The following is an 11,915-nucleotide window of genomic DNA, read 5'->3' as shown; positions in this document are numbered from 1 at the left end:
ACCAAATCGCGGTCTCACTTCGAGGACGCCGTCGTCACAGCCGCTTCTCCTTCGTGGTCGCGTCGACCGGGCCCACCAGCAACACCCCGGCCGCTCCGCGCAGCGCCCGCCTGACCTCCGACAGCACGGGCGGGATCGAGAATTTCACGTAGAAGACCTCGGGAAGGTAGGCGCCGAAGTCTTCCTCCGGCACTATCCGGTGACGCCACATCGGGGCCTGGTGGGAGCGGGCCTGGAAATAGACCTTCTCCAGCCCGGGGAGATCGCCGATGCGGTCCAGAATGGCGTTCTTCTCGGCGAGAGTGGCCAACCCTCGCCCCTCGCAGGGCCCTCCCTGCCCTTCGCTGAGGTCGGCCCGGGGGCACAGCTGGACCATGACGTCAGCCTTGCCCGGCCAGTAGTCGTCGCGGGTCACGAAGGCGTTGGACACCCCCGCCGCCTTCGAGAGGCGGCGGACCAGCGCGCGCCAGTCCCCCGGACCCACCCGCGCGATGTAGGACGCGGACTCGTCCGCGGGGTCCGCGCCTTCCAGCAGCTCGGGTCTGTCCCGCAGTGCCTCTCGCGTTCGCCTGAACTCCTCCGCCTGCGACACGAAGCGGACCTTCTCGACCTCCGGCGCGGCTCCGAGCAGCGCCCGCACCTTCCGTATCTCCCCCCGCGTGGCGGCTCCCCGGTCGTTACAGGCGTCGAACACGGTGGAGCGCGCGCAGAAGAACACGGCCAGTTGTCCCGTCTCCGGCCACGGGCCGTCCGGCGGCGGCAAGGGCGTGAGCGCGCTCGTGCGCGGCCACGGATCGTCCGGCGGCGGCCACGGCGTGGCGGAACCGGACGGCGACGGCGAAACCGCAGCGGCCCGCGGTCCGGCGGTCGCGCAGGACGCCACAAGAAGCACCGCCACCGCGACCGCGAGAGCTCTCATCCGGAGGCTCGGTGAGCCCTTACGGGTGAGCATGCCGGACCACCTTCACGACGCCCGGCATTCCGGCGAACGCCCGCTGAACCTCGGCGAAGTCCCGGTGGCCGGCGAATTTCACGTGGAAGGCCTCCGGCGCCAGGTCCGCACGGTAGAACTCCGGCCGATCCACCCAATGCACGTGACGCATGACCGCCACGGCGTGTTCGGCATCCTCGTAGTAGACCTCGTCAACGCCGGGCAGCGCGCGAATGCGGTCGAGCACGGCCTGCCGGTCCGCCGGGCCGCCCTCACAGTCCTTCCGGCACAGCCGGACCGCCACGTCGGCCTTGTCCCACCAGAAGTCGTCCCGGTAGGACTCGACGTAGAAGACCCCCGGAAGCCGCTGCACCTCACCGAGGACCCGCCGCCAGTTCCCCGGCGCCAGGACTCCGCCGTACTCCGCGCGCCTCAGCAGATACTCGTCGAGATGGTCGCCGACGCGTTCGTCCTGGCGGGCGATGGCGAGGGCCTGCCCTGGCGTGAGCCGCCGGTATCCGCGGGTCTCCGCGTGGCTCGCGAGCACGCGCTCGACCTCGCGCCGCTGGGCCGCCGTCGCCGCACCCGACGGGCAGTACTCGTCCAAGGACTGCGCGTCGTCAGATAACTGCGCGTCATAAGGGGACGGCGGCCCGCACAGGTGGACCAGGAAGGTGCCGGTCCGGGGCCACGGCCCGTCCGGCGGGGGCGAAGGCTCCCTGGAGGCCCGATAGGCGAGCACCCCTCCGGCCATCAGCGCCGCGATGAGCACGACCGCCGCGACGACGAGCGGCCATCTCCGCCGACCACCGCTCTCAACGATCGTCAGTTCCTCGATTTGATACTCCTCGGGAAGGGTCATGACACCGACACCACGACGGCGACGCCGGGCACCCGGCCGAAGATCTTCTCCATCTCGGCCTTCGCCGGTGGACGGTCGAACGCGACATAGAACGCCTCGGGCAGAGTGCGCGGGTCGAGGTCCTTCGCGTCCGCCTCCCAGTAGATCCGCCGCCTGTTGACGAGCGCATAGGCGACGTCCTCGAAGTAGACGGCCTTGACCCCGTCGAGGTCCCTGATGCGGTCGAGCACGGCCGCCTTTTCCTCTTCCGAGACCCTCCCTTCGCGTCCCTGGCACCGCGAAAAGTCGCTGCCGATCTCCGGGCAGAGCGCGACCCCGACGTCGGCGACTCCTCTCCAGAGGCTGTCGCCGTAGATCTCTGTGGCCAGGACGCCTCTCAAGTCCCCGATGCCGAGCCGGATCGCCTCCCAGTCCCCGGGACCGAGGGTGGCTTGGTAGGACTCGGGCATCTCGTCGACTCTCGTTTTCCGCACGAACTCCAGACCCGCCGGGTCCTCACCGGCACTCTTCCGGAATCTCTCGTACGCCTGCTGCTTCGTCTCGAAGGAGAGATCGCGGATTTCCGGGAGCGACCTGAGCATGGCCTCGATCTCCCGCCGGTCATCGGCGGTCGCGGCACCGTACAGACACTCCGGTGCGTACTCGTCCGAATCGTCCGCGCACAGGAAGACCGACAACCTCCCGGTGAGCGGAGCGGAGGTTACGGGCGGGGGCAGCGGCCAGCGGGAGTGCTCGTAGAACCGCCACCCGGCGAGCCCGAGTCCGGCGAGTCCCCCCAGGAGCACGACCACCAGTCCGGCGACGACCAGCGGCCTCCGGAAAAGGCCCGTCCTGTGTTGCGGCTCACGACGATCGTCGCCGAAGGACAATTCCTCCATCGCAGGGGAATCCACACGCCGAACCCTAGATCTATTGAGTGGGAACGGTCATCCAGACGTCGATGTTGAGCGACCAGGTGCCGTTGGGCGGGTCCACCAGGGAACGTTCGTCCTGCCGCGTGTGCAGGCTCATCACCCGGGTCGCCGGACCGTACATCATGAGCTGCTCGGGCTCGGCGGCGAGCAGCACGGGCACGCGGCCGGTGCGCCGGACGGCCTCCACCAGGCGCAGCACGTCGGCAGGGGGCGGCACGTCGGAACCCCGGGGATAGACCACCCGGGCCGTCGGCAACCCGCACTGGCCCCGCATGACCTGCGTCAGCCGCTCGCCCGTGACGCGCTCGGCGACGAGCACGGAGGCGTTCGCCGGGATCGCCCGGCACAGCCCCGCCACCGCGGCGGCCTCTCCCCTGTTGACCGGCGTGAAGGCCGTGCCGATCGAGGTGATCGCGGGCGGGACCGCCAGCAGCAGCGCCCCCGCCGCGACAGCTGTCCGCGAGCGTCCCGGACGGCCGGCGAACCAGCGCGTACGCGCGAGCCGCCGCGAGAGCCACCGCAGCCCCCAGACGGCGAGCAGCACCAGGCCGGGGATGACGATCGGCACCAGCCTGCGGGACGCGAAGGGGTGGTCGGGGGTGATCGCGGGGCGCCAGAGCGTCGTCACGGTCGTCCACCCGATCACGGCCAGCGGCAGCAGCCAGCCGAACTCCTCGCCCCTGGTCAGGCGGCGCGCGAGCACGGCCGCCGCCACGGTCGCCAGCACGACGGCGGGGATCCCGACGTACCAGAAGACCCAGTCGAGGGAGTGCTCGTAGTACAGCCGGGACATGTCCTTCGCAAGGCCGTTGGCGACCTGCGTCTTCTCGATGAAGTCGGCCGTGAGCCTGTCCTCGGGCGTGACCGCGTCACGGCGCACGGTCTGCACCCAGGGCCGTACGGCGAAGCCCGCCATGACCAGCACGACCAGGGCCGCGGCGGCGTTCGGCAGCCACGCGGCTCCCGTGAGGGACCGGCGCGCGCGGACGGCGATCCAGGGCGCGAGAGCCGTGCCGGCGACCGTGAGCGCCACGACGACGGCGCAGATCGCGAGCAGGGGCATGAGCGAGCCCGACAGATACGCCAGGTATGGCCGGGCGAGGACGTAGCCGCCGGTGAACCCCCACAGGCCGCCCACGACCAGGCCGATCAGCAGGGGCAGGCCCAGCCGTCCCTCCGGGAAGGGCCTCGCGCGGGGTATCCGCCGGAGCGCGACGAGCACCCCGGCGAAGGCGAGCACGGGCAGCACGTCGCGCAGGCCGTCGATGCGCACCAGCAGCGCCAGCCCGAACGACAGCCCCGCGAGCGCCGCGGACGGGAAGCCCGCGCCGGGCAGTGCCGCTCTGAGCCGGGTCCGGGCGTCGAGCAGCAGGTTCATCGCGCCGAACAGCAGGATCAGCGAGGGGATCTCGCTGAACGTCGTCCGCGACGTGTAGAGGATCGGCAGGCTGACCGCGAACACGAGGGCGGCGAGGGGCGCCCAGCGCGTGCCCACCAGCCGCGCGGCGGTCCCCGCGACGGTGAGCACCGCGAGCGCGCCCAGCACGGGCGGCACGAGCAGCAGGCCGGGGACGCCGCCCAGCCAGTGGCCGATCGCGTAGGTCATCGGCGGCCCGGCCATGAACTGCGGGACGATCCCGCCGTCGGTCACGTAGACGCCCATGCTGTCGAAGCGGAGCGCGGGATCGGGACCGCCGAAGTTCCCCATCGGGATCGGGAGCGACCCGTGCCGGGCGAGCCAGATGGCGTACTGCGCGTAGGTCGACGGGTCACGCCGGACGATCAGTTGCTCGCCGTGCAGGAGCCCGTTGAACACTCCCGACCCGAGTGCCACGGCGAGTGTGGCCGCCGTCGCCCACCGGTGCGGCGTGGCGGTCCCGGGCAGGCGGCGCAGGCCGTACGCGCACAGCAGGAGGGCGGCGGCGCCGCCGAGCAGCGCCATGGGAAGCGGCCGGAACCAGCCGAGCAGCAGCAGCGGCAGCCCGGCGAGCAGCCACCCGCTCAGCGCGAGCGCGGGCACGACGGAGACGGCCGCGAGCGTCCTGCCCGCCGCCTCCCGCTCCGATGGCAGCCGTGTGCGACCACGTGAATCGCCGGATCTGTGCACTGGAATGCACCCGAGACTAGCGGCCCACCCGGGCGCCCCGCCTTCACCAGGCGGCCCGCCCGCTCCGCGCGTCGCGATTGTCCACAGGCGCGTCCGGCCCCCGCACGGGGGTCGGACGGAGCCGGTAGCGTACGCCGGGAGGCAGGCAGGGGGGCGCATGAGGGTGTCGGACAGCCGGGGCTCGGCGCCCTGGCCGGAGCGGGGCGAGCACCCGCACGAGCACCCCGAGCCCGCCCGGCCCGGCGAGCCGCCGTCTCCGAGGCCGCCCGCGCCGCCTGCGGAAGGACAGCTCGCGGAGGAACGACCCGCGGAGGAACGGCCCGCGCACCTGCGACTCACGGGCGAAGGACTAGTGGGCGGGCGGCTCGGGAACTGGATGCGTGGGCGTCTGGCGCCCCGCGATCCGCTGCACCCGGTGGCCTGGGCGCGTGCGGATCTCCCGGGGTGGGCGCGCCGGCATCGATGGTTCCTCGTGGTCTTCGGGCTGGGGGCACTCCTGCGGCTGGTGACCGCGCTCGGCTACCGGCCCGCGCTGTGGTTCCCCGACTCCTATACGTACGTCGTGACGGCCATGCGGCCGAGGCCCGACCTGGTCCGCCCGGCGGGCTATTCGATGTTCCTGAGGCTTCTGGAGGCGTTCCACAGCTTCGCCCTGGTCGTGACCGTGCAACACGTGCTGGGGCTGCTCGTCGGCGTGATGCTCTACGTGACCGTCCTGCGACGCGGCGGTCCTTCGTGGGCGGCCGTCCTGGCCTGCGTCCCGGTGCTGCTCGACGCGTACCAGATCGAGTTGGAGCACCTGCTCGTCTCCGACTCGCTGTTCACGTTCCTGGTCGTGGCGGCGGTGTGCCTGGCGATGCGCCGCCCGCTGACGCCGCGCTCGGCCGCCGCGCTCGGCCTCGTGCTCGCCGCCGCCACGCTCACCAGGACCGTCGGGCTGCCGCTGATCGCCGTCTTCGCGCTCCTTCTGCTCGCGTACGGCGTGCGCCGCGCGAGCGGGGCGGCCCGCCCCGGCAAGGCGGTGGCCAGGCTCACCGTGCCCTTCCTGGTGGCCGCGCTTCTGCCGGTCGCGGGCTACGCGGGCTGGTTCTACGCGACCTACCAGCGCGTCGGGCTGGTCGGCTCGAACGGCGTCTTCCTCTACGCCCGCACGATGGCGTTCGCCGACTGTTCGGTGATGAAGCCACCGGCCGACCTCGCCGTGCTGTGCGACTCCCGGCCTCCCGCGTCCCGGCCGGCGTCCCAGGAGTACATCTGGAACCCCGAATCCCCCCTGGTCCGGCTGCCCGGCATCACGTTCACCGAGGAGACCGACACCCTGGCCGGGAGGTTCGCCTCGCTCGCGATCCGCAGCCAGCCGCTCGACTACCTCCGCAGCACGCTGACCGAGCTCGGCAGGTCGTTCACGCTCGGGCGGCCCGTCTACCCCGACGCCGAGACGTACGGGTACTACGAGTTTCCGGACACCGTGCCACCGCCGCCCGGGCGGCACCCCGCCGTGAAGGGCAAGGAGTTCGCGCAGCGTTACGAGCGCGGCTCCCTCACGCTGCGCATCTCCGAGCCGTTCGCGGGGCTGATGCGGGCCTACCAGGACGTCGCACGGCTGCCGGGGACGGTGCTGCTGCTGATCCTCCTGGTCCCCCCGGCCGCCTGGGCCGTGCGTGCCCGGTCGGCGCGGACGCGACGGCCGGCCGCGGACCGTGCCCCCTCGAACCATGCCTCCTCGAACCATGCCTCCTCGAGCCGGGGCCGATCGAGCCGGGGCCGATCGAATTGGGCCTCCTCGCACTGGGGCATCGCCTGGGCGACGGCTTGGGCGCTGCTGCTCGTCCCGCCCGCCACGGCCCAGTTCGACTACCGCTACGTCCTGCCCGCGGTGCCGCTCGCCTGCCTGGCCGCCGCCCTGTCCGTCCGCGGACTCCGCCCGGCGGACATGACCCGCGCGACCTGGCCAAACGGCCGACAAAACACCAAATCCGGGTAAAGGCAAACTCAATCCCATACCCAAAATGTCGGTGTTTAGTATGCTCTGCCCCTGGATCAGGGGGACGTGGCACAGGGTGATCGCGGCCCGGATCCTCCCAATCGCGGCGCCCGCAGACGCTCCGGTGACCTACCCTCGGAGCGCGACGTGTGATCGCCAGGCAAGGAGGACAAGTGTGCGAGCGAACCAGTAATTCTTCCGGCCTCTCGCCCACTCGTCCGGCCGCCTCACTGTGCCGTCGGGCCGCCACACTGGGCCGTACGGCCGCCGCTCGCCGGGCAGGCGCGCGGTGAGCGAGCGCAGGCGCGTCGGGGCGCGTTCCAGTCCTCCGCCGGCTCCGTCCGACCAGAGAGTCTGGGGTCCCCCCGAAGACGGCTCATACGGCGGCGCCTTCGAGCCTCCCCGGGGCCGCAGAGGGGCTCCCGCGCCCGCCGGCTACGCGGACATGCCGGTGGCCACCGCCCCCGCCGGCTACGCGGAGATGCCGGGAAGACGAGGCGGGCAGCGACCGCCCAGGGACGACTACCCGCCCGAGGTGTACGACGAGGGACGCCGCCGAGGCGGGCGGCGTGCCGAGCCGAGCGGTCCGCCCGAGCCCCCCTACGACGAAGAGGAGCCGCCGCGGCGGCGCGGCCGCAGGCGCGGCGGCGACGAGGAGAGCGGCTACGGCCCGGCCCCCACGGCACCCACCGTCGCGAGCCGCGCGTCCGGGGGCGGCGGCCTCCCTCCGGACGGCAAACCGACCCGCCGGCGCGGCGGAGGCGGCGGCAGGTCCGGCATGGGGATCGGCGGCTGGATCAGCGTCGTGCTCACGTGCGTGCTGGTCATCGGCACGCTGACGGCCTACAAGGTCTACCGGAGCACGATCGGCCTGATCAACAGAGGCGCGTCCACCGACGACCTCGACAAGAACCGCCCCGTCAACGAGACCGGCGCGATCAACGTGCTGCTCGTGGGCTCCGACACCCGCGCGGGAGACAACAAGAAGTACGGCCAGCACCTGGTCAACGATGGTGAGCGCACCGACACGATCATGCTGCTGCACGTGTCGCCCAACCGCGACGGGGCGACGCTGCTCAGTTTCCCCCGCGACTCCATGGTGATGATCCCCGCCTGTTACAACAGGAACAGGACGCTCGTCCCGGCGCACCTCGGGATGATCAACTCCGCGTTCTCCGACGGCGGGATGATCTGCACGCGCCGGACCATCGAGAGCCTTACCGGGATCCGCGTCCACCACTACGTGAAGGTGGACTTCACCGGCTTCAAGAACATCGTGAACGCGCTCGGCGGCATCGAGATCTGCCTGCCGCAGGCCGTCAACGACAAGAAGGCGAAGCTCGCGCTGCCGGCCGGCAAGCAGATCGTGAAGGGTGAGGCGGCGCTCGGCTACGTGCGGCTGCGCTACGGCCTCGGCGACGGCAGCGACATCTCCCGCATCAAGCGCCAGCAGGTCTTCATCTCCCAGGTCGTGAAGAAGGCGACCAGCAGCGCCCTGCTCACGGACGTCGGCAAGCTGCAGAACTTCATCGCCGCCGCGGCGAAGTCCGTCACGATGGACGACGCGCTCAACACCGAGGAGCTCATCAAGATCGCGCAGAGCGCGCAGAAGCTCTCGGCGAAGGGCTTCAAGGCCACCACCGTGCCGTGGGAGCCGTACGTCGCCGACAAGAACCGCGTCCAGTGGAAGCAGCCGGCCGCGGGCAACCTCTTCAGGGCCATCGCGAACGACACCGAGGTGACGCCCACCGCCACCGCGACCCCGAGCGCGGCCGCTTCGCCGTCCGGCCCGGTGGTCACCAAGCCGCAGCAGGTCAAGGTGCAGGTGTTCAACGGCACCAACACCTCCGGGCGGGCCAAGGAGGTCGCCGAGGAGCTCGCCGGGCTCGGCTTCAACGTCGTCGGCGTCGGCGACGCGAGGAAGCCCGACGGCACTGACCAGCCACAGACCATGGTCCGCTACACCGGACAGGGCTGGAACTACTCGAAGATCCTGGTCGGCAAGCTGGTCAACCCCGTCAGCCCGCAGACCGGCAAGGTGGCGGGCGGCCCGGTCACGCCGTTCACCCCGTCCTCGCCCCCGCCGGACGCGCCCAAGGGCAAGGTGCGCGGGCCGATCATCCAGCTCGTCATCGGCGCCGACTGGAAGGGCGTCCGCTCCCCCATCAACCTGGGCGACAACGTCGTCACCTCAGACACCAACCCCTGCGCGAGCTGACCCGCGTCGCACTCCGCCCACAACCCGGCCGGGGCTCCCCACTGTCCACCAGGACGAAGGGCCCCGGCCCGTTCTATCTCCGGCGGTCTGACAACAGAACCGACAGACGCCACATGAGTTACGTTCGGCCTCAGAGGCGACATCAGTCTTCAAGAACGTTAGGGTGAACACCTGGCGAACGCGCCCTGTTCGCCCGTTCGGGCTGATGCGCCGGGGCGCCTTCGCTAGTGTCCGAAAGGACGCGGCGACGCTACGCCAGGCGTGGCCGTTCCCCCGAGCCTCCAACAGATAGCTGAGCGTTTCTCCCGTGAGTGACACCCGCCATCAACCCCCGGTTCCCGGATCCCCGCAAGGCGCCGACCCCGATGCCGAAGAGGCTCCGACCGGAGTGATAGGCCGCATCACCGGAGACTGGCCCGCTCCGGACGGCGGCCTGCCGCGGCGAGAGCCGAAGACCGCGGGCGGTCCGGAGGCGGAGCAGGGCGCGGGCCGGCCCGGCTCCCAGGCACCCGAGCGGCACGAGCACGGGCGTCACGAGGGCGCCTTCCCGGCGTCCGGTGACGAGAGCGCCGTCGCATCGGCGCACGGACGCCACGAGAGCGGCGAGAGGGCCCCGGGGAGCACGACAAGCACGGGTAGCGCGGCAGGCGCGGCCGCCGAAGCGGGGTACGCCGAGGGCCCCAGCGCCGCACAAAGCAGCGCCGCGCAGAACAGTGCCGCACAGAACAGTGCCGCACAGAACAGTGCCGCGCCGACCGGTTCCACGCCCGCCGGCCCCCCGCCGTACGAGAAGCAGCCGCTGCCCGTGCGCAGGCCGCGGAGCGCCGAGGGCCCCAGCGTCGCACACGCCGCACAGAACAGCGCCGTGCCACACAACGCCTCGCCGAACAGTGCCGCGCCGGCCGGTTCCGCGTCCACCGCTTCCGCGCCGCACGACAGTCCGTACGAGAAGCAGCCCCTGCCCGTACGAAAGCCGCGCAAGCCGGGCGCTTCCCGCCTGGGCATGCCGCCCGAGTCCGCCCCGTCGCCGGAGGGCTTCGACTACTTCTCCGCCGGCCGGGCCGCCGACCGTCCGAGCACCGACCGTCAGGGCGCGGATCGTCCGGGCGCCTCGCGCGTGAGCGCCGCCGACGGTCCCGCGTGGCCGCAGACGTTCCCCGAGCACGGTCCCCGGAACCTCTCGGACGCCTTCCCCGGCGCCGCCCGGCGGTCGTCCGCCCCCGGCCCGCAGGACGGCTCGGACGTCCCCACGCCCCCCTTCGGCGACTCCCCGGCCTTCCCCACCCCGGCCTTCGGCACCGGGCCTGAGCCGCTGGGAACGGGATTCGCCGGCTTCCCCGAACCCCCGGGCTTTCCGGAGCCCCCGGCGGCCGCCACCGGCAGGGCGGCGAACCCCTTCCTCGACACCCCCCCGTCCGGCGCCGACTCGGCCTTCACGCCGGACGACCCCTTCGGCGCCGCGCCGTTCCCCGAGACCACCCGCGGCCCGCGCGGCGGGCGAGGCCTGTCGGACGCCTTCCCCGGGGCCGCTCCGCACGCGGCCTTCAGCCCCGCGCCCACGCCGGACGCGCCGGCCCCCGCGTGGCCCGGTCAGGAGGCCGACCCCGCCCAGTGGGACCCCTGGCGGCGCTCGCAGGACGGCGCGGGCGGCGCGAACGACCCCCGCCAGACCGGCCCACTCGGCAGGCCGCTGCGCGCCCCGCTGCCCGCCTGGGCCGAGGCGCCCGTCCGGCCGGACGACCCGTTCGCCCGGGGTGCGGGACAGCAGGACGGCCTGGAGGACGAGCCCGAGCAGGAGCCCGCGCCCCGGGCCAGGAAGCCGCGCGACCCCTACCTGGACAACGTGAAGTTCGTCGGCATCGCCCTGGTGCCGATCGGGCACTCGCTGGTCCCGACGCTGGCGGCCGACTCCGCCCGGGCGGCGTACCTGTTCATCTACGTCTTCCACATGCCGCTGTTCGTCATCGTCAGCGGCTACCTGTCCAGGAACTTCTGGAACTCCAACGCCAAGACCAACAAACTGGTCGACACGTTCCTCGTGCCGTACGTGATCGTCGAACTGGGGTACGCCCTGCTGCGCACCGCCTTCGGGCACAAGTTCAGCATCACGATCATGGACCCTGCCTGGTTGAACTGGTATCTGCTCGCGCTGCTGTTCTGGCGACTGTCCACACCCGTGTGGAAGCGGATGAAGTATCCGTTCGTCATCTCGGTCGCCGTGTATCTGTTCGCCGGGTTCTCCGAGCTGACCGGCGACTTCAGCATGGACCGCTTCTTCGGCCTGATGCCGTTCTTCGTCCTCGGCCTCGTACTCAAGCCGGGAGTCTTCGACTTCCTCAAGCAGCGCTGGGTGATGGTGCTGTCGGTGGGCGTGCTGCTGGGCGCCGCCGGTGTGGCGATCTTCCTGGTGAAGAACTACTCGATCAAGCTCGGCCCGATCTACTACAAGGACAGCTACAAGGACCTCCACCTGGTCTGGTGGAAGGGCATGCTGCTGCGGACAGGCCTGCTGGTGGCCGCGCTGGCCATGTCGGCGGCCGTGATGTCGCTGATCCCCCGGCGCCAGACGTGGTTCACCGACCTCGGCACCCGCACGCTCTACTGCTACCTGCTGCACGGCGTGCCCGTGATGATCGCCAAGGAGATGGGCTGGCTCAGCTTCTCCTGGCTGTACGGCCCGCTCGGGGTGGCGGCCATCGCGTGCTCCTGCTTCGCGCTGGCCATCGTGCTGTGCCTGCCGATCACCCGTACGGCGTTCAAGTGGCTGCTCGAACCCCGGCTGACCTGGTTGTACCGCAGGCCGAGCGGGCAGGTGCCGCAGCCGGCGAACACCGGAAGTTAAGCGGCATTTCGAGGGGCATTCACCCAGCGCATCCGGTCATTTCGGACGGTGCGGTCA

The 11,915-nt window shown here is 71.7% G+C and carries 7 protein-coding genes; 3 read left to right on the top strand and 4 right to left on the bottom strand.

What is annotated here, in order from left to right:
* Positions 1-34 precede the first annotated feature (34 nt).
* From IL992_RS07075 to IL992_RS07060, 4 genes are read right to left on the bottom strand one after another with little or no spacing between them, the layout of a single operon-like run.
* Positions 35-952 (bottom strand): permease-like cell division protein FtsX, encoded by a 918-nt coding sequence (locus IL992_RS07075; RefSeq protein ID WP_193202500.1) that lies wholly within the window; start codon positions 950-952, stop codon positions 35-37.
* The gene (locus tag IL992_RS07070; RefSeq protein WP_193202499.1) at positions 939-1,793 is read right to left on the bottom strand and encodes a permease-like cell division protein FtsX; all 855 of its coding nucleotides are present in this window, start codon (positions 1,791-1,793) and stop codon (positions 939-941) included. The genes IL992_RS07075 and IL992_RS07070 overlap by 14 nt, the downstream gene beginning before the upstream one ends.
* Positions 1,790-2,662 carry a permease-like cell division protein FtsX gene (locus IL992_RS07065; RefSeq protein WP_193202498.1) on the bottom strand — a complete coding sequence of 291 codons (873 nt, stop codon included), beginning with the start codon at positions 2,660-2,662 and terminating at the stop codon, positions 1,790-1,792. Before IL992_RS07065 ends, IL992_RS07070 begins: the two co-directional genes overlap by 4 nt.
* Before the next feature lie 40 nt (positions 2,663-2,702).
* A complete protein-coding gene (locus tag IL992_RS07060) occupies positions 2,703-4,814 on the bottom strand; it encodes an ArnT family glycosyltransferase (RefSeq protein WP_319018392.1) in 2,112 nt (703 codons plus the stop codon).
* Between the two features lie 157 nt (positions 4,815-4,971).
* Between IL992_RS07060 and IL992_RS07055 the strand changes: the two genes are divergently transcribed.
* The 3 genes from IL992_RS07055 to IL992_RS07045 all read left to right on the top strand — a co-directional run bounded on the left by IL992_RS07055 (position 4,972) and on the right by IL992_RS07045 (position 11,858).
* Positions 4,972-6,798: a hypothetical protein gene (locus IL992_RS07055; RefSeq protein WP_226872467.1), complete on the top strand. Its 1,827-nt coding sequence runs from the start codon at positions 4,972-4,974 to the stop codon at positions 6,796-6,798.
* A gap of 451 nt (positions 6,799-7,249) precedes the next feature.
* A complete protein-coding gene (locus tag IL992_RS07050) occupies positions 7,250-9,016 on the top strand; it encodes an LCP family protein (RefSeq protein ID WP_319018391.1) in 1,767 nt (588 codons plus the stop codon).
* Between the two features lie 307 nt (positions 9,017-9,323).
* The gene (locus tag IL992_RS07045) at positions 9,324-11,858 is read left to right on the top strand and encodes an acyltransferase family protein (protein WP_193202497.1); all 2,535 of its coding nucleotides are present in this window, start codon (positions 9,324-9,326) and stop codon (positions 11,856-11,858) included.
* The last annotated feature ends 57 nt before the right edge of the window (positions 11,859-11,915 follow it).

This window comes from Microbispora sitophila (genome assembly GCF_014892245.1).
GTDB classification, from domain to species: Bacteria; Actinomycetota; Actinomycetes; order Streptosporangiales; family Streptosporangiaceae; genus Microbispora; species Microbispora siamensis.
Note: the sequence above shows the minus strand (reverse complement) of the source record. Positions and strands in the feature narration are given on the sequence as shown.

What these genes read in the sequence shown, in the direction of transcription:
- IL992_RS07075 (WP_193202500.1), bottom strand. Translation starts at nt 952, where the DNA reads ATGCTCACCCGTAAGGGCTCACCGAGCCTCCGGATGAGAGCTCTCGCG.
- IL992_RS07070 (WP_193202499.1), bottom strand. Translation starts at nt 1,793, where the DNA reads ATGACCCTTCCCGAGGAGTATCAAATCGAGGAACTGACGATCGTTGAG.
- IL992_RS07055 (WP_226872467.1), top strand. Translation starts at nt 4,972, where the DNA reads ATGAGGGTGTCGGACAGCCGGGGCTCGGCGCCCTGGCCGGAGCGGGGC.